Genomic DNA, 26,523 nt, shown 5'->3' with positions numbered 1-26,523 from the left:
GACTTGTCGCCGAGTTGTCCCCCGGTTTGTGGGACTGCTTTACAATCACCAGATGGGGATTTAACGGATGAAACTGAAAAACACCTTGGGCTTGGCCATTGGTTCTCTTATTGCCGCTACTTCTTTCGGCGCACTGGCACAAGGCCAAGGCGCAGTTGAAGGCGAGCTGTTCTACGCGAAGAAGTTCAACGACAGTGTTGATCACGTCGAAGACGGTCGCTCGCCTGGCGCTTCGCTCGGTTACTTCCTGACCGACGACGTATCGGTAAACCTGACCTACGGCAAGCTTGATTACACCCGTTCGAACGACGGCACTGGCAATCAAAAAATCCGTGGCGACCAGTTCGGTCTGAAAAGCCAGTACCACTTCGGTACCGTTGGCGACGCGATCCGTCCATACGTTGAAGGCGGTGTTGCTCACGGCAGCCAAACCAACGTTGCTGCTGACGGCCACACTGGTCGTGACCAGTCGACCTTCCTGACCACTGGCGCTGGCGCCAAGTGGTACATCACTGACAACCTGTACGCTCGTGCCGGTCTGGAAGCTGACTACAAGCTGGACAACGGCAAGTGGGACTACCAGGCTCTGGTTGGCTTGGGCGTGAACTTCGGCGGCAGCGGCGGCAAAGTTGCTCCAGCTCCTGTTCCAGCACCAGCTCCAGAGCCAGTTCCAGAGCCAGAAGCTCCGGTTGCTCAGGTTGTTCGTGTTGAGCTGGACGTGAAGTTCGACTTCAACAAGTCGGTTGTTAAGCCTAACAGCTACGGCGACGTGAAAAACCTCGCTGACTTCATGAAACAGTACCCACAAACCACCACCGTTGTTGAAGGTCACACTGACTCCGTCGGTCCTGACGCTTACAACCAGAAGCTGTCCCAGCGTCGTGCTGACGCGGTCAAGCAAGTTCTGGTCAAAGATGGTGTTGCTCCTAACCGTGTAAGCTCGGTTGGTTATGGCAAATCCCGCCCAGTTGCTGACAACGCAACTGAAGCAGGCCGCGCTATCAACCGTCGCGTAGAAGCCTCGGTAGAAGCTCAAGCTGCTCAGTAATTACTGAGTGGTAGAAAAAAGCCCGGCTTAGGCCGGGCTTTTTTTCGCCTGGAATTTGCCTCAGGCGCTGGCTGACGCTGCAACGCACGCGGCCTGTGCTGTGGCGGCGACGCTGCCGATTACCAGGATCGCCGGGCTCTTCAAGATGAATGCCTGGGCATCCACATGCATATGCGCCAAATTGCTACGGCATTCCCGCTGCTGGGGCAACGATGCATTTTCGATCATTGCCACCGGCATATCTGCGGCCATTCCCCCCTCCAGCAGTTGCTGACGAATCTCTTCAAGCTTCGCCACCCCCATGTAAACCACCAACGTCGTGCCACCCTCGGCCAGTGCGCGCCAATTCAGGTTGCTGTCGTCCTGGGTATGCGCTGTGACCAGCGTTACGCCGCGGCTTACACCGCGCAAGGTCAGCGGAATATCGCAGTTCGTTGCGCCCGCCAGGCCGGCTGTAATCCCGTTGACCAGTTCCATCTCCACCCCGCGTTCGCGTAACCACATCGCCTCTTCGCCGCCCCGGCCGAAAATGCACGGATCACCGCCTTTAAGTCTCACCACGCATTTGCCCTGGCGGGTATACCGCAGCATCAGGCGATGAATAAAATCCTGTGGTGTCGAACGGCAACCACCGCGCTTGCCTACAGTGATTACCCGAGCATCGGCGCAGTGCTCCAGCAGCGCCGGGTTGACCAAATCATCGATCAGCACCACATCCGCCTCGTGCAGGGCCCGCACTGCCTTTAGGGTCAACAGCTCCGGATCACCTGGGCCTGCGCCCACCAGCCAGACTTTTGCGCTCATGTTTTTCCCCTCACACACTGATTGCGATTGGCTGCGGGTTGCTGGCCAAAAGACGTTTGATTTCCGGCACACAGGAGCCGCATTGCGTACCGCAGCCCAACTCTTGCTTGAGCCCATCCAGGCTCAGGCCGCGAGCAATACCGGCGCACACCGCGTTTTCGCTGACGTTCTTGCAGTTGCACAGGATCTTGCTGCTGGCCGCCGCGCCACCCGGTGGTGCGCTTAGTGGGGCTAGTAGCCAGCGCCGCAGTTGATCGTCGGTGCGGCCTTCCAGCCACAGGCTTTGCAACCAATGCCGAGCGAGGGTTTCACCCGCCAGGCGCAGGGCGGTAATACGGCCTTTCTCGATTTTCACGCGCTTGCCGATTGAGCGGCGCGGGTCGTCGTAGGCCATGACGGGCCCGTCATTAAGCCCCAGCAGTTCGTCAATGCGGGTCAACAGTTGCAGGTCGGGCGCCTCGGTATGTGCCGCGCGCACCAGCAAGGCTGGCCGCTCACGCCCGGCCAGACTCAGGCTGACATAGGCAAAGCCCTCGCACAGTGGGCGCAGGGCCTCAAAGTGTTGCTGTACATCGCCTTCGATCAACGCGAACAACTGCCACGGCAGTTGCACCGTCTCCAGGCGCACGCCGCTGTGCTTGAGCTCCGGTTGTTTCGACAAGGGATCGAACGCCGGCTGGGTAAGAGCGTTTACGCCACCCTTGAGAAAACGATCGCCCCAATGCATGGGCAGAAACGCTTGGCCCGGACGCACGCTGTCATCACTGCTGACTGCGACGATCACGCTGCCGCGACGGCTTTTCAGGTTAACCAGGTCGCCTTCTTTGAAGCGATGGCGGCGTAACTCATCCGGGTGCAGGCTCAGCAACGCCTCATTGACGTGCCCAAACAGCTGCGCCGCCGTACCGGTGCGACTCATGCCATGCCACTGGTCGCGCAGGCGGCCGGTGATCAGGGTCAGGGGGTAACGTGCGTCACGTTGTTCCTTGGCGGCGCGATAAGGGTCGGCGACAAAGTGCGCGCGGCCACTGTCGGTCGGGAAGTGGCCATCGGTGTACAGGCGCGGTGTTCCAGATTGCGCGCCTATGGGAAACGGCCATTGTTGTGGGCCGATCTGATCGAGCAAGGCATGGCTGATACCCGACAAGTCAAGGTCGCGGTCGCGGGTCAGTACCTTGTATTCATCAAAAATCTGCGCCGGTTGCTCAAAGGCGAACAGGCTCGTCAGACCCGGCCGTAAGCGGCGCTCCAGTCGCTGTGCGAAATCCACGGTAATCGCCCAGTCCGGTCGTGCTTCTCCCGGTGGGACGATGGCGCGACGTACGTGGGAAATCCGTCGTTCGGAGTTGGTCACCGTGCCTTCCTTTTCCCCCCAGCTCGCGGCAGGCAATAGCAGGTCGGCATAGGCGGCTGTCTCGGTGGTACGAAAAGCCTCCTGTAACACCACGAACGGGCAGGCCGCTAACGCCGTGCGCACGGTGTTCTGGTCTGGCAGCGATTGCGCGGGGTTGGTACAGGCAATCCACAACGCCTTGATCTTGCCTGCCTGGACCTGCTCAAACAGTTCGATAGCTGTCAGCCCGGTAGACGCGGGCAATGCATCGACCCCCCAATAGGCGGCGACTTCTTCCCGATGTTCAGGGTTGGCCGCTTCGCGGTGACCCGGCAGCAAATTCGACAAGCTGCCGGTCTCGCGCCCACCCATGGCATTCGGCTGGCCGGTCAGGGAAAACGGCCCGCAGCCCGGTCGGCCAATCGTGCCGGTGGCCAGGTGCAGGTTGATCAATGCGCTATTTTTCGCACTGCCGGCGGTGGATTGGTTCAGTCCCATGCACCACAGCGAGAGAAAACTGCTGGAGGTGCCCACCCATTCTGCACACAGGCGCAGTTGCTCAACGCTGATCCCGCACAGTTGCGTGACCATCTGCGGCGTGTAGTCATGCACCAGCCGTTTCAACTCGACTAACCCATCGGTATGCGCCTGGATAAAGTCGCGGTCGATCCAGTCTTCCCACAGCAGCAGATGCAAAACCCCATGAAACAATGCGACATCCGTCCCCGGAAGTATCGCCAAGTGCAAGTCAGCTAAATCGCAGGTATCCGTACGCCGTGGGTCGATCACCACCACTTTCATCTGCGGGCGCCGCGCCTTGGCTTCTTCCAGGCGTCGGAACAGTACCGGGTGGGCGTAGGCCATATTACTGCCGACGATCATCACGCAGTCGCTGGACTCCAGGTCTTCATAGCTGCACGGTGGCGCATCGGCGCCCAGGCTGCGCTTGTAGCCGACCACCGCCGAAGACATGCATAGCCGCGAGTTGCTATCGATGTTGTTGGTGCCCACCAACGCCCGGGCCAGCTTGTTGAAGCTGTAATAGTCTTCGGTCAGCAATTGCCCGGATATGTAGAACGCCACACTGTCCGGCCCGTGCTCGGCGATGGTTTCGGCGAACACGTTGGCGGCATGTTCCAGGGCGGCGTCCCAGTCGGTACGGGCCCGTGCCAGGCCTTTGCCCAGGCGCAGCTCCGGGTACAAGGCGCGGGCGCTCAAGTCACCGGTCAGGTGCAGGCTTGAGCCTTTGCTGCACAGTTTGCCGAAGTTCGCCGGGTGGCTCGGGTCGCCTTGTACACCCAGGATCTGCGAACCGTCATGCTCGATCAGCACGCCGCAACCCACCCCGCAATAACAGCAGGTGGACGCGGTGGTCTGGCGGTTCATCAACCGGCGTCCCGCAGGGCCAGCATCACCCGGCCGTTTTCCACGCGGGCGGTGTGATGATGGGCGCAACCGATATCCGGTGCCTGGGCTTCGCCGGAAGCCAGATCGATTTGCCAATTGTGCAGCGGGCACGCCACGCGTTTGCCATAGATCAAGCCTTGAGACAGCGGGCCGCCCTTATGTGGGCAGCGGTCGTCGAGGGCGAAGACTTCGTCGTCACTGGTACGAAAAATCGCGATATCGCCTTTTGGCCCACTGATGATGCGCGAGCCCAGGGTGTTGATTTCATCGAGGGCACAAATATCCAGCCAGTTCATACCGACACCTCCAGCTGTTTGACGGGGATGACATCGAATTCTTTTTTCAGCAGCGGCTGTTCCAGGCGTTCCTTCCATGGGTCTTGTTCGAACGACAGCGAGAATTGCAGCCGCTCGTTGAGCGCCTGGCGGCGGGCCGGGTCCTCCAAAACGGCCTTCTTGATGTGTTCCATGCCGACCCGTTGCAGGTAGTGCACGGTGCGCTCGAGGTAGAAGGCTTCTTCGCGGTATAGCTGTAGGAAGGCGCCGTTGTATTCGCGGACTTCTTCGGCGGTTTTCAGCTTGACGAAGAACTCCGCGACTTCGGTCTTGATTCCGCCATTACCGCCGATGTACATCTCCCAGCCGGAGTCGACGCCGATGATTCCCACGTCTTTGATTCCCGCTTCCGAGCAGTTACGTGGGCAGCCGGACACCGCCAACTTGACCTTGTGCGGCGACCACATATTGAAGAGGTCATGCTCCAGCTCAATGCCCAACTGCGTGGAGTTTTGTGTGCCGAAGCGGCAGAACTCACTGCCGACGCAGGTTTTTACGGTGCGGATAGATTTGCCGTAGGCGTGACCGGACGGCATGTCGAGGTCTTTCCATACACCCGGCAAGTCCTGTTTTTTGATGCCAAGCAGGTCGATGCGCTGACCGCCAGTCACCTTGACCATCGGCACGTTGTACTTGTCGGCCACATCGGCGATACGGCGCAGTTCCGAAGGATTGGTCACACCGCCCCACATCCGTGGGACTACGGAATAGGTACCGTCTTTCTGAATATTGGCGTGGGCCCGTTCGTTGATCAGGCGCGATTGCGGGTCGTCCTTGGCTTCGCCAGGCCAGGTGGAGATCAGGTAGTAATTCAGGGCCGGGCGGCAGGTAGCGCAGCCGTTGGGCGTGCGCCAGTTCAGGTAGCTCATGGTGCCGGCGATGGTCAGCAGATGCTGGTCGCGGATGGCTTGGCGGATTTGCCCGTGGTTGAGGTCGCTGCAGCCGCAGATGGCTTTTTCGCTTTTCGGTTTGACGTCAGCGGCACCGCCCACGGTGTTGATCAGGATCTGTTCCACCAGCCCGGCGCAGGAACCACACGAGCTGGCGGCCTTGGTGTGTTTCTTCACCTCGTCGACGCTGAATAGCCCCTGTTCCTGGATTGCCTTGACGATGGTGCCCTTGCATACGCCGTTACAACCGCAGACTTCAGCGCTGTCGGCCATGCTCATGGCTTTGTCCTGGCCTTGGTGGCCTACATCGCCCAAAGCATTTTCGCCGAACATCAGGTGGTCGCGGATCTCGCCAATCGCATGGTTCTCACGGATCTGGCGGAAATACCAACCGCCGTCAGCGGTGTCGCCGTACAGGCAGGCGCCGACCAGGATGTCGTCCTTGATCACCAGTTTCTTGTACACGCCGCCAATCGGGTCGGAGAGGGTAATGGTCTCGGTGCCTTCACCGCCCATGAAGTCGCCGGCGGAGAACAGGTCGATGCCGGTGACTTTCAACTTGGTCGAAGTGACCGAGCCTTTGTAGGTGGCAAAGCCCAATTGGGCCAAGTGGTTGGCGCAGACTTTGGCCTGCTCGAACAACGGTGCGACCAAGCCGTAGGCGATCCCACGGTGGCTGGCGCATTCGCCGATAGCATAAATGCGCGGGTCGTAGGTTTGCAGGGTGTCGTTGACCAAAATCCCACGGTTGCATGGGATTCCGGACTTTTCGGCGAGTTCGGTGTTAGGGCGGATGCCAGCGGCCATCACCACCAGGTCGGCCGGGATAATGTCGCCATTCTTGAATTGCACCGAGCCGACGCGGCCATTGCCGGCGTCGTGCAGGGCTTGGGTCTGTTCGCACAGGCGAAACACCAGGCCACGGCTTTCCAGTTCGGTTTGCAGCAGTTGGCCGCTGGTTTTGTCCAGTTGCCGCTCCAGCAGCCATTCGCCGATATGCACCACGGTCACATGCATGCCGCGCAGCATCAGGCCGTTGGCGGCTTCCAGGCCGAGCAGGCCACCGCCGATCACCACGGCGTGCTTGTGAGTCTTGGCGGTGTCGATCATGGCCTGGGTGTCGGCGATGTCGCGGTAGCCGATCACGCCCTTCAGAGTGTTACCGGGGATCGGCAGGATAAATGGGGTGGAGCCGGTGGCGATCAGCAGGCGATCGTATTCGGCCTCGGTGCCGTCTTCGGCGATGACGATGCGTTTGACGCGATCGATCTGCACGACTTTGCGGTTGAGCAACAGCTTGATGTTGTTTTCCAGGTACCAACTCAGGTCGTTGAGCACGATCTCTTCGAAGGTCTGCTCACCGGCCAACACCGGCGACAACAGGATGCGGTTGTAGTTGGTGTGCGGCTCGGCGCCGAACACAGTGATGTCATACAGGTCGCTGCTCAGCTTGAGCAATTCTTCAAGGGTGCGAACCCCGGCCATGCCGTTGCCGATCATCACCAATTTGAGTTTTTTCATGTCGTTCTCCGCAATGGCTCGACAAATCACGCGCAAACAAAAAAGGCGTCCCCGCTAGTTACCTAGCGAGGACGCCTTTGTCCTGGTCCCGTTCTCTCGGGAAGCTCGACCCTTCGACGTTGAAGGGGCGGCTATATGTATGTTGTTGGGTTAGCTAATGCAGCGGTTGTGCCAAGTTACGCCACGCCCGGTTTTACTGGGGATGCGCAAGGTATGGCACAACGTTTCGCCCCCTAGTGGTGCAGCAACCAGTACAGCAGCACCAGATTGATCAGCAGTGAGACCATGGCCAGGGTTTGCCAGACCTTGAGCGGTTCACGCTCCAGCAACGGTCTTGGCCGCACGCTCAACTCACGGCGGTCAGCCTGTTCCAGCACCAGCAACCATTCTTCGGCAGTTTCATAACGTTGCTCCGGTTGAGCCGCCACGGCGCGCTCCAGGCTGAGAGGCAACCAATCCGGCAGGTCGGGACGGTAGCGACTGGCGCTGACGGGCTGGGCGAAACGGGGCCGTTGGAAGGCTTCGATTTCGCCGTAGGGGTAATGCCCGGTCAGCAGGTAATAGAGAGTGACGCCGACACTGTACAAATCCTGTTGTGCCGCAGGACGTTCGCCACTGAAAGCCTCGGGTGCGATAAAACTCGGGGTGCCGGGCAGCAAGTGGGCACGGTCTTCGGAGAGTCCTGGGCAGTAGGCCAGGCCGAAATCCAGCACGCGCAGTTCTCCATCGTCACCCTGCAACAGGTTTTCCGGCTTGATATCGCGGTGCAGGATCTGCCGTCGATGCAGCGTGCCCACCGCCCGCAGTAAACGTTCGGCGATGGACTGCCATTGCGCCAGGGGCAACGGCCCTTGATTTTGGAATAATTGCGCGAGGGTTTGCCCTGGATATTCGCGCATCACATAGTACAAATGCTGACGCCCGCTGGCCGCGTGGACTTCAGGAAACGCGCGGCCGGCAACTCGCCGCAAAAACCACTCTTCCGACAGCAAGGCTTGGCCGGCGTCGTTGTCATCGTCGCGGTTGAGGGGCAAGGTTTTCAGTAGCCAAGGCTGCTGCTGGGCATCGCGTACCCGGTACAGCAAGGACTGTCGACTGTGCGCCAGCACGCTTTCAACTTGCCAGCCTTCAAAGTGCTGTCCGGATTTCAGGGGCGGTGGCAGTGGCCATTGCTGCAACTGTACCAGCGCATCGCCAAGGGTGGCGGCGCCGAGTTTGTCGATGCGCACCAGCAGGGCGCTGGCATTGTCTTGGCTTGCGGCCAGGTGCGCGGCGTTGACCAGGGTGTTTACCGCCACATCAAGGTCGGTTTGCTCGCGTAGGATCGCGCGGATGCTGTGATCGTCCAGGGTGGCCCACACACCATCGCTGAGCAGCAGGAAACATTCGCCTGCGCGCAGTTCTCCGTCGAGGAAGTCCAGCACCAGATGCTGATCCAGGCCGAGGGCGCGCTTGAGCACATGCTGCATGCCCGGTTGCTCCCACACATGGTCCTCGCTGATGCGCTGCAACTCGCCGTCCAGCCAGCGATACACCCGACAATCGCCAACGTGGGCGAGGGTGAAGCGCTGGCCGCGAAACACCAGGGCACTGAGGGTGGTGAGCAGCGGCTGGCCACCGCCGTTGGCCTGCAGCCAGCGATTCTGCGCAAGCAGCAGGCGTTCGAGGGCCTGGGCCACGCCCCAGGTTTGCGGCGTGGCGTAGTAATCCAGGGCCAGCGCCTGCAAGGTCGAGCGTGCCGCCAAGCCGCCGTCGGCGCATTGGCTGACACCGTCGGCCATGGCGCACAGGTAGCCTTTGCTCGCGGCCAGTTCCGCCATGGGCGTGACCACGCGCAAGGCGTCCTGGTTTTCTGCCCGAGGGCCGATGGCGCTGGCCTGGGCGACGCTCAGTTGCAGGCTCATCAGACGCGCGCGGCGGTCACGGCAGCCGAGCCCCAGGTGGTTCTCCAGCGACGTTTGACGCCGTACAGACCAAACCAGGCCAACACGCCGAGGCTGGCGAACAACCACAGGGCCAGTTGATAGCTGCCGGTGCTTTGTTTGATCGCACCCATCCCTGCCGCGAGAGCAAAGCCACCGATGCCGCCTGCCATGCCGATCAGGCCGGTCATCACGCCGATCTCGCGACGAAAGCGCTGAGGCACCAGTTGGAACACCGCGCCATTACCTGCGCCGAGGCCAAGCATGGTGCAGACGAAAAGCGCCAGTGCCGCGTAGGAACTTGGCAGGTTGAAACCCACCGCGGCGATACAGATCGCCGCCACGCTGTACATGCCGAGCAGGGTACGAATCCCGCCAAAACGATCTGCCAGCGCGCCGCCCAGAGGGCGCATCAGGCTGCCGCCGAACACGCAGGCGGCGGTGTAGTAGCCGGCGGTTACCGGGCTCAGGCCGTATTGGTCGTTGAAGTAGCCGGGCAGGGCGCTGGCCAGGCCGATGAAGCCGCCGAACGTCACGCTGTAGAAAAACATGAACCACCAGCTGTCACGGTCGCCGAGGGCTTTGAAGTAGTCGGCCATGGATTTGGCCTTCGGGCGTTCTGGTGCATTGCGTGCCAGCCAAGCGAAGACGATCAGGGTGAGAATCAACGGAATCAGCGCAAAGCCAAACACATTGCTCCAGCCAAACGCGGCAGCCAGCACCGGTGCCAGCAACGCGGCAAACACGGTGCCGGAGTTACCGGCGCCGGCAATGCCCATGGCTTTACCCTGGTGTTCAGCGGGGTACCACTGGGACGCCAAGGGCAGGGCGACCGCAAAGGACGCACCGGCCATCCCCAGAAATACGCCCAGCAACAAGGCTTGCTCGTAGCTATGGATGCCCAGTTTCCAGGCGCCAAACAGCGCCACGATCACAATCACCTGGCCGATCAGCCCGGCGGTCTTGGGCGACAGCTTGTCGGCCAGCATGCCCATCAGAAAACGCAGCACCGCGCCCGCCAGGATCGGTGTCGCTACTACGAGGCCGCGCTGTTGGGTGGTCAAGTGCAAGTCGGCGGCGATCTGCACCGCCAACGGGCCCAACAGGTACCAGACCATGAAGCTCAGGTCGAAATACAGGAACGCGGCAAACAGGGTCGGGGTGTGCCCGGATTTCCAGAAGCTTGATTTCATCACGCACCTCAACGGTTGGGAGTCTTGTAAGAAGGCCTGGTGATGGAACAGCCGGCTAAGGCCGCCCCACCGGCCCCATGCACTGGGGCCAAAACGAAAAAACGCCGCCACCAGGTTTGCGGGGGCAAACCGGATGTGCGACGTCTTTGTCGTGGAGGGGCAACCGCCGTTGGTTACCTGTGATGAATGCTTAGCAAGTCCTGCGCCAACCAAGCACCGTAGATGCCGTCTTATCTCTCCCCGTAGCAGCTGCCGAGCCTTGGCGAGGTTGCGTCAGCGGTGTGTCAGATACACCGCAAACGCAGCCTCGCCAAGGCTCGACAGCTGCTACGGCGGTTTTTTAGCCGAGCAGCTCGCTCATGGCGATAATCTGCTCCGCCACCTGGATCAGTTTCTGCTGGCGGCTCATGGCCTGGCGGCGCATCAGGGTGTAGGCCTCTTCCTCATTGCAGTGTTTCATTTTCATCAGCATGCCCTTCGCCAGCTCGATGCGCTTGCGTTCTGCCAGTTGCTGGTCGCGTGCCTGGAGCTGGGCGCGCAGGGCCTGGTCGCTTTCAAAGCGGGCCATGGCCACGTCGAGGATCGGCTGCAGGCGCTGGGCCTGGATGCCTTCGACGATGTAGGCGCTGACGCCGGACTTGATCGCCTGGCGCATCACGTTCGGGTCGTGCTCGTCAGTAAACATCACGATGGGTCGTGGTTGGTCGCGGCTGACCAGCACCACTTGCTCCATCACGTCTCGACCGGGTGACTCAGTATCGATCAGGATCACGTCCGGTCGCACCGTTTCGACGCGCGCAGGCAAGTCGATGGTCAGGCCGGACTCATCGATTACCTCGAATCCGGCTTCGGTCAGTGCGGCCTTGAGGCGCCCGACTTTACGCGGGGTATCGTTGATCAACAGGATTCGCAACATATGAGTCCTCCTGTCAGCGCAAGGCTTGGCGGCCAGCGTGTTCGGCCATGGCATGCAAGCGGAAGCTGCGCGCGTAGGCCGTAGGGTCGGAGCCGTCCCAGATTTTGCCGTCGATCAACTGGCTGCTGCGCATGTCCTGGCTGTTTGCCGGGACGCCGACAGCGGCGGCGGCCTGACGATACAGGTCCAGTTGCTGAACTTGACGCGCAATGCTCAGGTAGTCCGGGTCCTCGCGCAGCAGGCCCCAGCGCCGAAACTGGGTCATGAACCACATGCCGTCGGAGAGGTACGGCAGGTTCACCTCGCCACCACCGAAAAAGCGCAGGGCATGGGAGTCTTGCCATTGGTTGCCCAGGCCGTCGTCATAAGCGCCCAGCAGGCGTGGTTCGATGCAGTCGAGCGGTGCATCCAGGTAGTCGCGGGCGCTGAGCAACTGCGCGGTGGAGCGGCGATTTTCCTGGCTTTCTTCGATAAAACGGCTGGCTTCGAGGATCGCCATCACCAGCACGCGGGCAGTGTTGGGGTATTGATCGACGAAGGCCTGGGTGCAGCCGAGCACTTTCTCCGGATGATCTGGCCAGATCGCCTGGGTGGTCGCCAGGGTGAACCCCTGGTTTTGCTTGACTGCACTGGCGCACCAGGGCTCGCCGACACAAAACCCATCGATGCGCCCGGCTTGCAGGTGCGCGACCATCTGTGGCGGTGGTACCACTACGCTGTCCACATCCTGTAATGGATGAATGCCCTGGCTCGCGAGCCAGTAATACAGCCACATGGCGTGGGTGCCTGTGGGAAAGGTCTGGGCGAAGGTCAGTTTTGTTCGGCTTTGGTGCACATGGCGATCCAATGCCTCAGGAGTGATCACCCCCTGCTGTTGCAATCCGTGGGACAGATTGATGCTCTGGCCGTTCTGGTTGAGGCCCATGAGCACAGCCATGTCGGTAGGCGCTACGCCACCGATTCCCAGGTGCACGGCATAGATCAGCCCGTAAAGGCTGTGAGCGGCGTCCAGTTCACCACTGACCAGCTTGTCGCGCAGGTTGGCCCAGGATGATTGGCGCTTGAGGTTCAGTGTCAGGCCGTAGGGTTGCGCAAAACCCTGGGTGGCGGCGACCACCAGCGGGGCGCAATCGGTCAGAGCCATGAAGCCCAAGTCGAGACTGGTCTTTTCTGGGGCGTCACTACCGTTTACCCAGGCCAGTGGATTGTTCACCGGGCTGTTGCCGACCGAATCATTCATCAAGACCTACCTTTTCTCTCAAAAAAAAGCGTCGCTCCCTCGGATGGCGCTATAGGCCACTGCAGGGTAACGACGCCTTTGTCCGTAAGCCCGCTCCGACGTTGGCGCGTGCTCTGATGCACAGTGCGAAGCAAAGCACATGCCACGGGCTGACAGGCGCGGCCTGCCGTCAGCTTTCCATCAAGATTGAAAGTCGGCTGCCTTTCAGTATGGCCGCTTCTTTGCGCCAGACTGCCAGGAACCCCCACGGTGTCTATCGATTCCCCGGCCATGATGAGCAGCCACTGGTTGTATCGCTGGCTGCTGTGCTTCGCGTTGTTGTTGGTCAATGCTCCCGCCTTGGCAGAGAGCTACCAGGCGCGGGATGAAAGCTTGCATACGTTTTTTAGCGCATTGTCGGTGCCCTTGGGCTTGCCCGTCGTCGTCAGTCGCGAAGTGGCGCGTAAACGCATCTCCGGGGCATTTGATTTGGAAGCTGCGCAGCGGACCCTGGAAGCAGTGGCCGAGAGGCAAGGCCTTATCTGGTACGGCGATGGGCAGGCGTTATATGTCTATGACGCTGGTGAAGCGAAAAGCTCCGCGGTGACGCTACGGCATATCTCGGTCGACAGGTTGCGCGGGTTCATGCGCCGCTCGGGGCTTGATGAATCACGCTACCCGCTCCGCGAGAGCGGTGGACGGACGTTCTATGTGTCCGGGCCACCCAATTATGTGGATCAGGTGCTGCACCTGGCCCAACTGATGGACCGGCAACGTACCGAGGTACGCGTGGGTGCACAGACCTTCGGCGTGGTGCAAGTTTTCAATACCCACGTGGCAGACCGGCAGTACGTCATGGGCGACGACAAGGTCAATGTACCGGGCATGGCCTCGATGATCGAAACGGTGCTGGCCAGCGAGCAGAAGGATGAAACGCAGCGGCCGCGAAGTGTGTTGGCCGACAAGAGCCTCGTGGTGATTGCCTACCCTGACTCCAACAGTTTGCTGGTCAAGGGTAAACCTGCCCAGGTCAAGGTGCTTGAGGAGCTGGTCGCGGAGCTCGACAAGCCCAAACGGGCGATTGAAGTGTCGCTATGGCGGGTGGATGTGGACCGTGACGAACTCCAGAAAATGGACGTGGGCTGGGCTCAGGAGAGCAACACCCCGACTTCGGCGACGCATGTATTGGAACCCTTGGACGATAACCGCTTGATGGCGCAACTCATCGCGCTGGAGCGTCGTCGAAAGGCCAGGGTCGTCGCATTTCCTGTGATCCTCACGCAGGAAAATGTTCCAGCGGTTTTCCAGGACAGCCACACGCTTTACCTGCCCAAATCCGCAGGCGATAGCGGTGAATGGCAACCCGTGCGATATGGCACACAAGCCAGTGTGCTGCCGCGCTTTGCGCAAGCGAACCAGATTGAAATGCTGCTGGCCCTCGAGGATGACCGGCAGATGGGTGGCAAGCCCAAACCCGACTCAGCGGCGGCAGTGGGGCAAGTGGGAATCAGCACGGTGGTGCGTGTGCCCCAGGGCCGGCGCCTCTGGCTGGGTGGTTTTCGACGTGAGGATGAGGGAGCCGCCCGCAGTCGACGTGCCGAGGTGCGGCTGTTTGTGATCCAGGCACGGGCGGTTGGGAACGAGCCCACGATGCTGGCTGGCGCGATCGGGCCTCCGCCCCTGACACAAAGCCAATATGAGCGCGTGCAACGTGCGTTTGTGCGTGAAAACCGTGAAATCCCGGTAACGGAGTGACCTTGCGGCGGGTGGTGGAAAAGTCCTACGTGGTGCCTGCCAAAAGCCTCGATCAAATGGGTTTTTTCCTAACGTTGTCCGGTGCTCAGGTTTTTATAGTCGAGGTGTAGGCGTATCTGCCGTTTCTGGAAGTTTGGAATTCAATGTCAGTAGTCGGATGCAGAGGTGTGTATGACCGTCATGAATGATGGGCTGACGGCTTCACGGGTGTTTGCCGGATGGACCTTGCATGGCGATGGCCGGTTGACCGGGGAAGGTGCGGATATTCAATTGCCTCCCAAGGAGTGGCATGTGCTGCGGTTGTTGTTGGCATCCGACGGAGAACTGATGACCAAGGATCGTTTGCTTGAGTTGGCCTGGCCCCGTGGGGAAGTCGCAGAGGAATCACTGACTCGCTGTATTTATGCGTTGCGCAAGCACCTGAAGAAGGACAAAGGATTTATCAAAACGATCTATGGCAGGGGATACCGTTTTACCTGTCTTGTGAGAATTGAGCAGCACGGCCCCCGACAAGCCGGACGGGAGCGTGCGCAGCGTATCTGTTCGGCCTGTGGCCAGGTGAAACATGATTAAGTTGTTGGTCAAAGGTTTACTGTTGAGCGTACTGATGAACAGCCATCAGGCCTGGGCGAACTGCTGGAATGAGGTGGCCAGCCGCTACGACATCGAACCGGAGCTATTACAGGCCATTGCCGCTGTGGAGTCGGGTTACCGCGCGGGAGCCGTTAACCCTGCTAATAGCGATGGCAGCCGGGATATTGGCCTGATGCAGATCAACAGCATGCATCTGCCACGTCTGCTCAAACAGGGGATTACCGAGGAGCGGTTGCTGAGTGAACCCTGTTTGTCAGTCGAAGTGGGGGCCTCGATCCTTGCCGAGTTCATCCAGCGTTTCGGTTACAACTGGACAGCCGTGGGCTCCTATAACGCGGGTGCAGCACCTGAGCGTGAGACATTGCGCCTACGTTACGCAGAAAAAATCTGGGCTCGGTATGAGGCATTGGTTACGCAACGGCATTGACGATTGGACGGCACGCCTCGCACCTGAGCCGCCACCCCGGCTATAATCGGCGCTACCTTTCGCCGTCATCCGAGTCTAGCCCGCCCATGTATACCTTGGCCCGCCAGCTGTTGTTCAAACTCTCCCCGGAAACCTCCCACGATCTGTCCCTGGACCTGATCGGTGCCGGTGGTCGCTTGGGGCTTAATGGCCTGGTATGCAAGGCTCCGGCAAATATGCCGGTGACGGTGATGGGACTCGACTTTCCTAACCCGGTCGGCCTGGCTGCCGGCCTGGACAAGAACGGCGCGGCCATCGACGGCTTTGCGCAACTGGGCTTCGGTTTTGTCGAAATCGGCACCGTGACGCCACGGCCACAACCGGGTAACCCAAAACCACGGATTTTCCGCTTGCCGGAAGCCGAGGCGATCATCAACCGCATGGGCTTCAACAACCTTGGGGTTGATCACCTGCTGTCGCGGGTTCAAGCGGCGAAGTACAAGGGCATCCTCGGAATCAATATCGGCAAGAACTTCGACACACCGGTAGAGCGTGCTGTCGATGATTACCTGATCTGCCTGGACAAGGTCTACGCCCACGCCAGCTACGTCACCGTCAACGTCAGCTCTCCCAATACCCCGGGCCTGCGCAGTTTGCAATTCGGTGACTCCCTCAAGCAACTGCTCGAAGCCCTGCGTCAGCGCCAGGAAGACTTGGCCGTGCGCCACGGCAAGCGGGTGCCGTTAGCTATCAAAATTGCCCCGGACATGAGCGATGAGGAAACCGTGTTGGTAGCCCAGGCCATGGTGGACTCGGGAATGGACGCAGTGATCGCGACCAACACCACCCTCAGCCGCGTTGGCGTCGAAGGGCTGGCCCATGGTGATGAAGCGGGCGGGCTGTCGGGCGCGCCGGTGCGGGACAAGAGCACCCATATCGTCAAGGTACTGGCAGCCGAGCTGGCTGGGCGCTTGCCGATTATTGCGGTGGGCGGCATCACCGAAGGCAAGCATGCGGCCGAGAAAATTGCCGCCGGCGCCAGTCTCGTGCAGTTGTACTCAGGCTTTATCTACAAAGGCCCAGCGTTGATTCGTGAATCGGTGGATGCGATTGCCGCATTGCCGAAGGCTTAAGGACCAGCCATTAAAAAGGGCTCCATAAAGGAGCCCCCTGGGCCGAAGCCCGCCGCCCGGATGGGGCGTGCGTGGTTAAGTCGTTACATGTTCTTCAAGTTGGTGTGTCGGATTGAGTGCCCTGTATTAGCCGACGGCGTGAAGTTCGTTGAGTCTGTGGATGCCCGCAGTGCCAGTCATACCGTCCCAGTTGTCGCCGCGTCCTTCTCGCCAGCCGTTGATCCAGGCTTGGCGTACCGACGGTAGAGTAAATGGGCAAAGCTCACGGGACTTTCCATGAACGCCATATTGATATCCGCGTAAAAATGCTCTTTCCAACGGATCACGCTTAAGTCTTCTCATAGGGTGTTTCCCTCACTTGTTGACTGTCTTGATATCCTTCGACTTCGGGGGAAGCCGGGCAGAGTTTTTCTGCCGTTGGTGGGCTCGCTGCCGGCGTGGCGAGCCAATGTGTCGGCGTCGTTACGGCGCCAACCTGTGTTGAGTTCTAACCAATAGGTCACATGGATTCAATGATCGTTTTGTCATAAGCACGTAACGATAATGATGCTATAGCCATAAGCTGGGATGGCTTTTCGCCCCATTTATTGGGCAAACCCAGCTATGATGTGCCCTGCAAAGAGGATGGGTTTAATCCTTTAGTGAGAATCTCCGCTCGTTGCAGTCGGTTATTATTCGACGAAGGGTCGGAATATTTCTTTTTGTTGCAACCAATTATTTATCTGCCCCGGAAATTTTGGCCTAAAGGCCCGGCAGCCGGGGTGGAACGGCACATTCGTGCCACACGAGCACTCTTCAAGAAAAGTGCTTGATTGAAAACCGAACCGGCGATGCGTCGCCCGTTCATTTATTGCTGAAAAGCCTGGAATGCCCATGTCGGACCGTTTTGAACTCTTCCTCACCTGCCCCAAAGGCCTCGAAGGCCTGCTGATCGAGGAAGCCGTCGGGCTTGGCCTTGAGGAAGCCCGCGAGCATACCTCGGCCGTACGCGGCATGGCCGACATGGAAACCGCCTATCGCCTGTGCCTCTGGTCGCGTCTGGCCAACCGTGTGCTCTTGGTACTCAAGCGCTTCCCGATGAAGGACGCCGAAGACCTCTATCACGGCGTGTTGGATATCGAATGGGCAGACCACATGGTCCCGGACGGCACCCTCGCGGTGGAGTTCAGCGGCCACGGCTCGGGCATCGATAACACCCACTTCGGCGCACTGAAGGTCAAGGATGCGATCGTCGACAAGCTGCGTACGCCGACCGGTGAACGTCCGTCCATCGACAAGATCAACCCGGACCTGCGCATCCACCTGCGCCTGGACCGTGGCGAAGCGATCCTCTCCCTCGACCTGTCCGGCCACAGCCTGCACCAGCGCGGTTACCGTTTGCAGCAGGGCGCTGCACCGTTGAAGGAAAACCTGGCCGCCGCGATCCTGATTCGTGCCGGCTGGCCGCGTATTGCCGCCGAAGGTGGCGCGCTGACGGACCCGATGTGCGGCGTGGGCACCTTTCTGGTGGAAGGCGCGATGATCGCTGCTGACATGGCCCCCAACCTCAACCGCGAATTGTGGGGCTTCACCACCTGGCTTGGTCACGTCCCGGCGCTGTGGAAGAAGTTGCACACAGAGGCCACCGAACGTGCCGCCATCGGCATGAACAGGCCACCGCTGTGGATTCGTGGCTATGAAGCCGATCCGCGTTTGATCCAGCCCGGTCGCAACAACATCGAGCGCGCTGGCTTGAGCCATTGGATCAAGGTGTACCAAGGCGAAGTCGGTACCTTTGAGCCGCGCCCGGACCAGAATCAGAAAGGCCTGGTGATCTGCAACCCACCCTATGGCGAGCGTTTGGGTGACGAAGCCAGCCTGTTGTACCTCTACCAGAACCTCGGCGAGCGTCTGCGTCAAGCGTGTATGGGCTGGGAAGCGGCAGTGTTCACCGGCGCGCCGGACCTCGGCAAACGCATGGGCATCCGTAGCCACAAACAGTACTCGTTCTGGAACGGCGCCTTGCCGTGCAAACTGCTGCTGATCAAGGTCAACCCGGATCAGTTCGTCACCGGCGAGCGCCGCACACCGGAACAGCGCCAGGCTGAACGTGAGCAGGCTGCTTACGATCAGGCCCCGAGCGAGCCGGTCGAGCGCCAGTACAACAAGAATGGCAACCCGATCAAACCCACCCCGGCGCCAGCGCCCGTGGTTGAACAGGCGCGCCTGAGCGAAGGCGGGCAGATGTTTGCCAACCGCCTGCAAAAGAACCTCAAGCTGCTGGGCAAGTGGGCCAAGCGTGAAGGCGTGGACTGCTACCGTGTGTACGATGCCGACATGCCGGAATACTCCATGGCAATCGACCTGTATCACGATTGGGTCCACGTGCAGGAATACGCCGCACCAAAATCCATCGATCCGGAAAAAGCTTCCGCACGTATGTTCGATGCCCTGGCGGCCATTCCCCAGGCGCTGAACATCGACAAGAATCGTGTAGTGGTCAAGCGCCGCGAGCGTCAGAGCGGCACCAAGCAATACGAGCGTCAGAGCGCCCAGGGCAAGTTCACCGAAGTCAGCGAGGGCGGCGTGAAGCTGTTGGTCAACCTCACTGACTACCTGGACACCGGCCTGTTTCTCGATCACCGTCCGATGCGCATGCGTATCCAGAAAGAAGCGGCCGGCAAGCGCTTCCTCAACCTGTATTGCTACACCGCCACCGCCAGTGTGCACGCGGCCAAGGGCGGGGCTCGCAGTACTACCAGCGTCGACTTGTCCAAGACTTACCTGGACTGGGCGCGTCGCAACTTCTCGCTCAACGGTTTTTCCGACAAGAACCGCCTGGAGCAGGGTGATGTGATGGCGTGGCTGGAAGCCAGCCGCGATGAATTCGACATGATCTTCATCGACCCGCCGACTTTCTCCAACTCCAAGCGTATGGAAGGCATCTTCGACGTGCAGCGCGACCACGTGCAGTTGCTCGACCTGGCCATGGCGCGCCTGGCGCCGGGCGGCGTCCTGTACTTCTCGAACAACTTCCGCAAGTTCCAGCTGGAGGACAACCTCAGCGAACGCTACGCGGTAGAAGAAATCAGCGACAAGACCATTGACCCGGATTTCGCGCGTAACGCGAAGATCCATCGGGCCTGGAAAATCACTGCTCGCTGATTGACGTACCTAAAAGCCGCAGGCCTGGAATATTCCGGGCCTGCGGCTTTTTTGCGCTGGTCAAACACCGGTCCCGTGGCTATAACTGAAGGCCTAGCCAAAGTGACACCCCCGCACGCTGGCGTTGTGAGTGTTGCCTATGCCGTTGCAAGCTGTTCGCCCGAAAATCCTTGGCTTTATCAGTGAGCAGGCATCGGCTTGGCTCGTGGCATTGGTGGTGTTATTGACGGGTTGTGCACTGACGCTCATCGTCGCCTGGGCGGCTGCCGATCTCTATCAGCAACAGGTTCGTCAGCGTTTCCAGCTACTGGCCAACGAGCGCTACGCTCGTCTTCAGGAGCGCTTTGAAGACCAGGAGCAACGCCTGGGCAGTCTTCGGCGTTTTTTTGTTAACTCCAACGATGTTTCACGCGCAGAATTCGATGGTTTCGCCCAGCCCTTGCTGTTGCACACGCGTGCTTATGCCTGGGCCCCGCGGATTTTTCGTGATCAGCGTATTCAGTTTGAACACGAAGTCTCGCGCCAGCGCGGCACCCCCTTCAGCATCCGTGAACTGAATTCGTCAGGTGATTTGGCTCCCGCGCCCGAGCGCGACGAGTACGTGCCGGTGCTGTACAGCCAGACTCAGAGCTTGCTGGGCTCGCCCTTGGGTTTTGACCTCTTGGCCCAACCGCTGCGGCGCTCGGCCCTTGAGCGCGCGCAAAAAAGTGGTAAGTCGGCGGTGTCCCAACCTATGCAGTTGGTGGGCGTAGAGCCGGCCTATGCCGACGGCGTCTTGCTGGTGGCGTCTGTCAGCAAGCCAGCAGACGCAGCGCCTTATGGTTTTGTGATGGCCGTGATCAGCATGCGTCAGTTGGTAGCTGATGGTTTGCCCAAGCCGAACCGGGACAACCTGGTGATGCAGATAGTTGACACCTCCGACACCCAGCAGCGCGTGCTGTACGCCTCCAGTAATGCCGTCGGCAGCAGCGATCTCGTTGCCGCGCGCCGTCTCACCCTCGGCGATCATGTGTATGCCTTGAGCCTGCGTGCCAGTGAGGTGTTCGACCAGGCTAACCATTCCTCCCTGAGCGCGATTGTGACAATGGGCGGGCTCCTAAGTCTGCTACTCAGCGCATTGCTTTATGTGTTGGTCAGCCAACGCCAGCGAGCTCTGAAGCTGGTGGAGCAGCGCACTGTACAGTTGCGCCTGCGAGAGCAGGAGTTACGCGGGGCTCATGGGCAATTGCGCAGTGTGCTGAATGCCGCCACCCAGGTCGCAATCATTGCCACTGACTTGCGGGGCGTGATCAATACGTTTAACGCCGGCGCCGAGCAGATGCTTGGGTTCAAGTCCGAGGACGTACTGGGGGTCATGTCCCTGGATAGCCTGCACCTGGCCGCGGAGCTCGAAGCGCGTGCCGCCAGTTTGAGCGTGACCTTGGGCAAGCGTATTCCGCCGGGCCAGGCGATGCTTGTGGAAAGCCCGGACAACCTGCACGAGGCCCGAGAGTGGACCCTGTTGCGCCAGGATGGCAGCCCATTGACCGTGAATATGCTGGCCACTGTGGTGCTGGATGACTATGGCTTGTGGGTTGGGCATCTGGCGATCTACCTCGATGTCACCGAGCAGAAGCGCGCCTACGAAGCGTTGGCTGCGCGAGACCGCTTGCTGAAAAAACTGAGCTCTCATGTGCCTGGCGGGATCTTTCAGTTCACTCTGGAGCCGCAGGATAACTGGCGTTTCATCTACGCCAGCGATGGCATTCGCGATATCTATGAAATCGAACCCGGGGTGTTGCAGCAGAATGCGAGCAGTGCCCTTGAGCGCATCCACCCCCTGGATGTCGAGCGCGTACGGGCGTCGATTCGTTTATCGGCGCTGCAGTTGAGCCATTGGCGCGAGGAGTATCGCGTGCAGCTGCCGCAGCGGGGCCTGCGCTGGATTCGCGGTGAGGCCACACCGGAAGAGTTACCGGGAGGCGGTACGTTGTGGCATGGCTATGTGTCGGATATTTCCGACCTCAAGCGGGTCGAGGAAGAGCTGCGCGCACTGTCTATCACCGACTCCCTGACGGGTATCCATAACCGCCGGTATTTCCAGGATCGCCTCAAGGCTGAGATGGTCAGGCTCAATCGATTGTCAGGGGCATTGTCGCTGATCATGCTCGATATCGATCACTTCAAGCGGATCAACGACCAATACGGGCATGCGGTAGGGGATGGGGTATTGCAGGAACTGTGCAAGCGCATCGGCCTGCGACTGCGTCGTACGGATGTGTTCTGTCGCCTGGGTGGCGAGGAGTTCGTGGTGCTGTGCCCCAATACCGATGGTGACCAGGCCTATAGCCTGGCGATGGAGTTGTGGCAGTCGTTGCGCGATACACCGATGGCGTCGGTGGGGGTTGTGACCGCCAGCTTCGGTGTGGCCAGTTGGCGGGTGGATGAGGGGATTGATGGCTTGCTGCTGCGTGCGGACTCGGCAGTGTATGTGGCCAAGCAGGCGGGCAGGGACCGGGTGGAAGCGGAACGGTTGCGGAGTTGATCAGGCAAGCCTTTGAGGTTGCGCAGATAAATGTGGGCGCAGGCAAGCCAGCTCCCACATTTGTTCAATGTCACCGTTTAGAGCACCGGCGCTGCGACTGCCACTTTCGGCTGGCGGTACAGGTCCAGCAGCACCTGATCCAACACTGACGAAGCGCCCCATGGCTTCGAATCGTTGAGAATCGCCACTACCACCCAACTGTTGCCGTTGTTGTCGCGGCTGAACCCGGCGATCGCGCGTACGGTGTTCAGGGTGCCGGTCTTGACGTGGGCTTCGCCGCGCATGGCGGTGGTTTTCAGGCGTTTACGCATGGTGCCGTCGGTGCCGGCAATCGGCAGCGAGCTGATGTATTCGGCAGCGTAAGGGCTTTTCCAGGCCGCTTGCAGCATGGCCGCCATCTCACGGGCGCTAACCCGTTCGGCGCGGGACAGGCCGGAGCCGTTCTCCATCACCAAATGTGGCGCGGTGATGCCCTTCTTCGCCAGCCACTGGCGTACCACGCGTTGCGCGGCCTTGGCATCGTCGCCATCGGCATCGTTGCGGAACTGCGCGCCCAGGCTCAGGAACAATTGCTGGGCCATGGTGTTGTTACTGTATTTATTGATGTCGCGGATGATTTCCGCCAGGTCCGGCGAAAACGCACGGGCCAGCACCTTGGCATCCTTGGGCACAGGCGCCTGGATATCACGACCCTGGATGGTGCCACCCAATTCCTGCCAGATCGCGCGTACGGCGCCGGCGGTGTAGGTGGCGTGGTCCAGCAGCGACAGGTAGGTCTGCGAACTGCAACCCTCGCTCAATTGGCCGCTGACGGTCACCGTGACGCTGCCATCGGCGGCGGTTACCGGGCTGTAGCGCACGTCGCCGGTGCACTGCTTGGCGTTGGACACTTTGACTTGGTTGTCGATACGAATGCTGGCAATCGGCGGTTCGACCGACACGATCACTCGGCCCGAATCATTGCGGGTCACAAAGCGCAGGGCCTTGAGGTTGACCAGCAGGGCGTCCGGCTTGACCAGGAAGGGTTTGTTCTCGTCGTTACCGTCGTCATTGAATTCGGGCAATTGCGGCTGGTTGAAGAAGCTGCGGTCCAACACCAGATCGCCGGTGACTTGCTGCACGCCATTGGCGCGCAGGTCGCGCATCAACAGCCAGAGTTTCTCCATGTTCAGCTTGGGATCGCCGCCGCCCTTGAGGTAGAGGTTGCCGCGCAACACGCCACCGCTGAGGGTACCGTCAGTGTAGAACTCGGTCTTCCACTGATGGTTGGGGCCGAGCATTTCCAGGGCCGCATAGGTGGTAACCAGCTTCATGGTGGAGGCCGGGTTCACCGATACGTCGGCGTTGAACACGGTCGGCGTGCCGGGGCCATTCAGCGGCAGCATCACCAGGGACAGCGAGGTGTTAGGTATCTTGGCTTTCTGGAGGGCCTGCTGAACATTCGGCGGCAGGGTGTTATTGATCGGGGCGGCGGTGACGGAAAACGCCAGAGGCAGGAAAAAGCCGGCAAGTAGAAGTGGACGCAAAGATTTGATCATAAGGAATAAGACCCTACTGCTGAGAAGGGTGAAAAAGGCGAGGGGTGTGTAAGAAAATCCCTCATTAGTCATGAAAGTGTCGGCATTATGCCCCAAGGTAGATCCACTTGTAGCTGAACGATAGCTGGTATTAGGCGTTTTTTTACAGTCAAAGTGCCGCCTGTCCCAGAGAGTCGGGCAATCGCCGCCTTAAACTGCTAAAGTGCCGCCCGTTATTACTTAAGAGGATTGTTCCAATGGCGACTAACCGTTCCCAGCGTCTGCGCAAAAAACTGTGCGTTGATGAATTTCAAGAGCTGGGTTTCGAACTGAACCTGGACTTCAGCGAAGGCCTGAGTGAAGAAGCTATCGACGCTTTCCTCGAAGCATTCATCAAAGAAGCCATGGAAGCCAACGGTCTGGGCTATGTCGGTGGCGATGACTACGGTCTGGTTTGCCTGCAGAAGCGCGGCTCGGTATCCGAAGAGCAACGTGCTGCTGTTGAAGCCTGGCTGAAAACCCGTTCCGAGCTGACCAAGGCTGAAGTCAGCCCGCTGCTGGACGTGTGGTATCCGGAAAAGCCGATCAACTCGGCTAAGTGATACTGAAAAAAACGGCGACCCTTGGGTCGCCGTTTTTTTATGCCTTGCGCCAGTTCAGAATCAGCAGCGTCAACACCCCTGCCACAATTCCCCAGAACGCCGACCCGATGGAAAACAACGTCAAACCTGACGCGGTGACCATAAAGGTGATCAGCGCCGCTTCTCGTTCTCTCGGCTCATTCATGGCGATGCTCAAGCCATTGATGATCGAGCCAAACAACGCCAAAGCCGCAATCGACAGCACCAGCTCCTTGGGCAAGGCTGCGAACAGCGCCGCCAACGTTGCGCCGAATACCCCGGCAATTCCGTAGAACACCCCGCACCACACGGCCGCTGTGTAGCGCTTGTTGCGGTCTTCATGGGCATGGGGGCCGGTGCAGATGGCTGCGCTGATTGCCGCCAGGTTGATACCGTGGGAACCGAAGGGCGCCAATACCAAGGAGGCCAGGCCTGTGGTGGTGATCAATGGCGAAGCGGGTACGTTGTAGCCATCGGCGCGCAGTACGGCGACGCCAGGCATGTTTTGCGAGGTCATCGCCACCACGAACAGCGGAATACCGATACTGATGGTTGCCGCCAGCGAAAAGTGCGGGGTGGTCCACACCGGCGTTGCCACCTCCAGGTGAAAGCCACTGAAATCCAGCAGCCCCATCAGGCCCGAGAGCAGGGTGCCGATCACTAGCGCGGCCAGCACGGCATAGCGCGGCGACAGGCGTTTGATGATCAGGTAAGTGAAGAACATCCCCAATACCAGACCGGTGCGATGTTGCGCGGCGACGAAAATCTCGCTGCCGATTTTGAACAGAATCCCCGCCAGCAACGCCGCCGCCAGTGAGGCGGGAATGCGCTTGACCAACTTTTCAAAGCTGCCGGTCAGCCCGCAGAGCGTCACCAACACCGCGCAGGTGATGTAGGCGCCGATGGCTTCACCGTAACTGACACCGCCCAGGCTTGTGATCAACAGCGCTGCGCCCGGTGTCGACCAGGCAATGGTGATGGGCGTGCGATAGCGCAGGGACAGGCCAATGCTGCACACCGCCATACCGATGGAAATCGCCCAGATCCAGGAAGAAATCTGCGCCGTGGTCAAACCGGCGGCTTGGCCAGCCTGGAACATCAGTACCAGGGAGCTGGTGTAGCCGGTCATCATGGCGATAAAGCCGGCGACGACGGCCGACGGGGAAGTGTCGGCCAACGGGCGCAAGGGCGCGTGGGTGGCGTCGGTCATGGAGAGGTGTTCCTTTTACCTGGGTGTTTGCCGGTGATGGCGCAGATTCAAGCCTAAACTCAAACGTAACGACTCATTGCAATACAGCCGAGGCCACAAACAGCCGTACAGTGTGTTGGCGCATCGGGTTGTGTACAATATGCCCTGTTTTTAGGTGATACTTGCCTGCGATCCGCCGTGTTACCGTAAGGTTGCCGTATTACCGTTAATTCGCCGCCGTTCTCCCGACCCGAGTGCCCATGAACGAACAGTTGCAACCTCTCAAGAAACAACCGCGAGCCGGCAAGGCTGGTCGCAGCGGAACCCAGGACGATATCGTCTACGCGCATATCTTCGAGGCGATCCTCGAACAACGCCTGGCACCCGGTACCAAATTGAGTGAAGAGGCACTGGGCGAAATCTTCGGCGTCAGCCGCACGATCATTCGTCGCGCGTTGTCGCGTTTGGCCCATGAAGGCGTGGTGTTGCTGCGGCCCAATCGCGGTGCGGTAGTGGCCAGCCCAAGCGTAGAAGAAGCGCGCCAGGTGTTCCTGGCCCGGCGACTGGTGGAGCGGGCGATCACTGAGTTGGCGGTGCAGCACGCCACCGCCGAACAGTTGTCCGAATTGCGCCAGATGGTCAACGACGAACGCGACAGCTTCTCGCGCGGTGATCGTGGTGCCGGTATCCGCCTCTCCGGCGAATTTCACCTCAAGCTGGCTGAAGCGGCGAAAAACGCACCGCTGATCAGCTTCCAGCGCAGCCTGGTATCCCAGACGTCGTTGATCATCGCGCAGTACGAAAGCGGCAACCGCTCGCACTGTTCCTACGATGAACACACCCAGTTGATCGATGCGATCGAAGCACGGGACGCGGCGCTGGCAGTGAATTTGATGATGCACCACATGGATCACATCGACAGCAAGCTCAACCTCGATGAGGAAAGCGCGTCGGATGATTTGCATGCGGTGTTCTCGCACCTGTTGCAGACCAAGAAGCCAGGGCGCTCGTCCGTAAAACTCTGATGATCGATGATCGTTCCCACGCAGAGCG

Annotated in this window: 20 protein-coding genes; 9 read left to right on the top strand and 11 right to left on the bottom strand. The window is 59.9% G+C overall.

The features are described from left to right. The first annotated feature begins 67 nt into the window (after positions 1-67). A complete protein-coding gene (locus tag BFL40_RS05865; RefSeq protein ID WP_071483058.1) occupies positions 68-1,048 on the top strand; it encodes an OmpA family protein in 981 nt (326 codons plus the stop codon). 60 nt (positions 1,049-1,108) lie between these two features. Here the strand turns inward: BFL40_RS05865 and cobA are convergent, their stop codons facing one another. The 8 genes from cobA to BFL40_RS05825 form a co-directional block, all read right to left on the bottom strand. Then, complete coding sequence (gene cobA / locus BFL40_RS05860) at positions 1,109-1,852, bottom strand: uroporphyrinogen-III C-methyltransferase (RefSeq protein ID WP_071483057.1); 744 nt, start codon at positions 1,850-1,852, stop codon at positions 1,109-1,111. A gap of 10 nt (positions 1,853-1,862) precedes the next feature. Next, entirely contained in the window at positions 1,863-4,571 is a 2,709-nt protein-coding gene (locus BFL40_RS05855; RefSeq protein ID WP_071483056.1) for a nitrate reductase, read from the bottom strand. Further along, complete coding sequence (nirD, locus tag BFL40_RS05850) at positions 4,571-4,888, bottom strand: nitrite reductase small subunit NirD (protein ID WP_071483055.1); 318 nt, start codon at positions 4,886-4,888, stop codon at positions 4,571-4,573. The genes BFL40_RS05855 and nirD overlap by 1 nt, the downstream gene beginning before the upstream one ends. After that, the gene (gene nirB, locus BFL40_RS05845; protein WP_071483054.1) at positions 4,885-7,338 is read right to left on the bottom strand and encodes a nitrite reductase large subunit NirB; all 2,454 of its coding nucleotides are present in this window, start codon (positions 7,336-7,338) and stop codon (positions 4,885-4,887) included. Before nirB ends, nirD begins: the two co-directional genes overlap by 4 nt. A gap of 233 nt (positions 7,339-7,571) precedes the next feature. Beyond that, complete coding sequence (locus BFL40_RS05840; protein WP_071483053.1) at positions 7,572-9,242, bottom strand: bifunctional protein-serine/threonine kinase/phosphatase; 1,671 nt, start codon at positions 9,240-9,242, stop codon at positions 7,572-7,574. Then, a complete protein-coding gene (locus BFL40_RS05835; RefSeq protein ID WP_071483052.1) occupies positions 9,242-10,453 on the bottom strand; it encodes a nitrate/nitrite transporter in 1,212 nt (403 codons plus the stop codon). Before BFL40_RS05835 ends, BFL40_RS05840 begins: the two co-directional genes overlap by 1 nt. A 340-nt stretch (positions 10,454-10,793) precedes the next feature. Then, complete coding sequence (locus BFL40_RS05830; protein WP_053257467.1) at positions 10,794-11,369, bottom strand: ANTAR domain-containing response regulator; 576 nt, start codon at positions 11,367-11,369, stop codon at positions 10,794-10,796. A 13-nt stretch (positions 11,370-11,382) separates the two neighbouring features. After that, a complete protein-coding gene (locus tag BFL40_RS05825; RefSeq protein WP_071483051.1) occupies positions 11,383-12,609 on the bottom strand; it encodes a CmpA/NrtA family ABC transporter substrate-binding protein in 1,227 nt (408 codons plus the stop codon). Between the two features lie 273 nt (positions 12,610-12,882). Here BFL40_RS05825 and sctC point away from each other — a divergent pair, with 273 nt between their 5' ends. The 4 genes from sctC to BFL40_RS05805 all read left to right on the top strand — a co-directional run bounded on the left by sctC (position 12,883) and on the right by BFL40_RS05805 (position 16,476). Continuing rightward, positions 12,883-14,343, top strand: coding sequence for a type III secretion system outer membrane ring subunit SctC (gene sctC / locus BFL40_RS05820; RefSeq protein ID WP_162843047.1), 1,461 nt, complete (start codon positions 12,883-12,885; stop codon positions 14,341-14,343). 171 nt (positions 14,344-14,514) lie between these two features. Then, positions 14,515-14,916, top strand: coding sequence for a winged helix-turn-helix domain-containing protein (locus tag BFL40_RS05815; RefSeq protein WP_071483049.1), 402 nt, complete (start codon positions 14,515-14,517; stop codon positions 14,914-14,916). Continuing rightward, positions 14,909-15,364, top strand: a complete 456-nt coding sequence (locus BFL40_RS05810; protein WP_071483048.1) for a transglycosylase SLT domain-containing protein — start codon at positions 14,909-14,911, stop codon at positions 15,362-15,364. The genes BFL40_RS05815 and BFL40_RS05810 overlap by 8 nt, the downstream gene beginning before the upstream one ends. A gap of 86 nt (positions 15,365-15,450) precedes the next feature. Continuing rightward, complete coding sequence (locus BFL40_RS05805) at positions 15,451-16,476, top strand: quinone-dependent dihydroorotate dehydrogenase (protein ID WP_071483047.1); 1,026 nt, start codon at positions 15,451-15,453, stop codon at positions 16,474-16,476. Between the two features lie 126 nt (positions 16,477-16,602). Here BFL40_RS05805 and rmf read toward each other — a convergent pair whose 3' ends face one another. Beyond that, the gene (gene rmf, locus BFL40_RS32775; protein WP_002553055.1) at positions 16,603-16,818 is read right to left on the bottom strand and encodes a ribosome modulation factor; all 216 of its coding nucleotides are present in this window, start codon (positions 16,816-16,818) and stop codon (positions 16,603-16,605) included. 531 nt (positions 16,819-17,349) lie between these two features. On the opposite strand from rmf, the gene rlmKL reads away from it, so the two are divergent. Both rlmKL and BFL40_RS05795 read left to right on the top strand, forming a co-directional pair. Continuing rightward, positions 17,350-19,620 carry a bifunctional 23S rRNA (guanine(2069)-N(7))-methyltransferase RlmK/23S rRNA (guanine(2445)-N(2))-methyltransferase RlmL gene (rlmKL, locus tag BFL40_RS05800; protein ID WP_071483046.1) on the top strand — a complete coding sequence of 757 codons (2,271 nt, stop codon included), beginning with the start codon at positions 17,350-17,352 and terminating at the stop codon, positions 19,618-19,620. 139 nt (positions 19,621-19,759) lie between these two features. Further along, the gene (locus BFL40_RS05795; protein WP_071483045.1) at positions 19,760-22,144 is read left to right on the top strand and encodes a sensor domain-containing diguanylate cyclase; all 2,385 of its coding nucleotides are present in this window, start codon (positions 19,760-19,762) and stop codon (positions 22,142-22,144) included. 77 nt (positions 22,145-22,221) lie between these two features. On the opposite strand, the gene dacB is transcribed toward BFL40_RS05795, so the two are convergent. Continuing rightward, a complete protein-coding gene (dacB, locus tag BFL40_RS05790) occupies positions 22,222-23,682 on the bottom strand; it encodes a D-alanyl-D-alanine carboxypeptidase/D-alanyl-D-alanine endopeptidase (protein ID WP_071483044.1) in 1,461 nt (486 codons plus the stop codon). Positions 23,683-23,918: 236 nt separating this feature from the next. On the opposite strand from dacB, the gene BFL40_RS05785 reads away from it, so the two are divergent. Then, positions 23,919-24,263, top strand: coding sequence for a YggL family protein (locus BFL40_RS05785; protein WP_071483043.1), 345 nt, complete (start codon positions 23,919-23,921; stop codon positions 24,261-24,263). A 37-nt stretch (positions 24,264-24,300) separates the two neighbouring features. Here BFL40_RS05785 and BFL40_RS05780 read toward each other — a convergent pair whose 3' ends face one another. Further along, complete coding sequence (locus BFL40_RS05780) at positions 24,301-25,491, bottom strand: benzoate/H(+) symporter BenE family transporter (RefSeq protein WP_071483042.1); 1,191 nt, start codon at positions 25,489-25,491, stop codon at positions 24,301-24,303. 239 nt (positions 25,492-25,730) lie between these two features. On the opposite strand from BFL40_RS05780, the gene BFL40_RS05775 reads away from it, so the two are divergent. Further along, the gene (locus BFL40_RS05775; RefSeq protein WP_071483041.1) at positions 25,731-26,495 is read left to right on the top strand and encodes a GntR family transcriptional regulator; all 765 of its coding nucleotides are present in this window, start codon (positions 25,731-25,733) and stop codon (positions 26,493-26,495) included. Positions 26,496-26,523 lie beyond the last annotated feature (28 nt).

Source organism: Pseudomonas costantinii (assembly GCF_001870435.1).
Lineage (GTDB): Bacteria > Pseudomonadota > Gammaproteobacteria > Pseudomonadales > Pseudomonadaceae > Aquipseudomonas > Aquipseudomonas costantinii.
The sequence above is the reverse complement of the archived record's forward strand: the minus strand, read 5'-3'. Positions and strand labels throughout refer to the sequence as shown.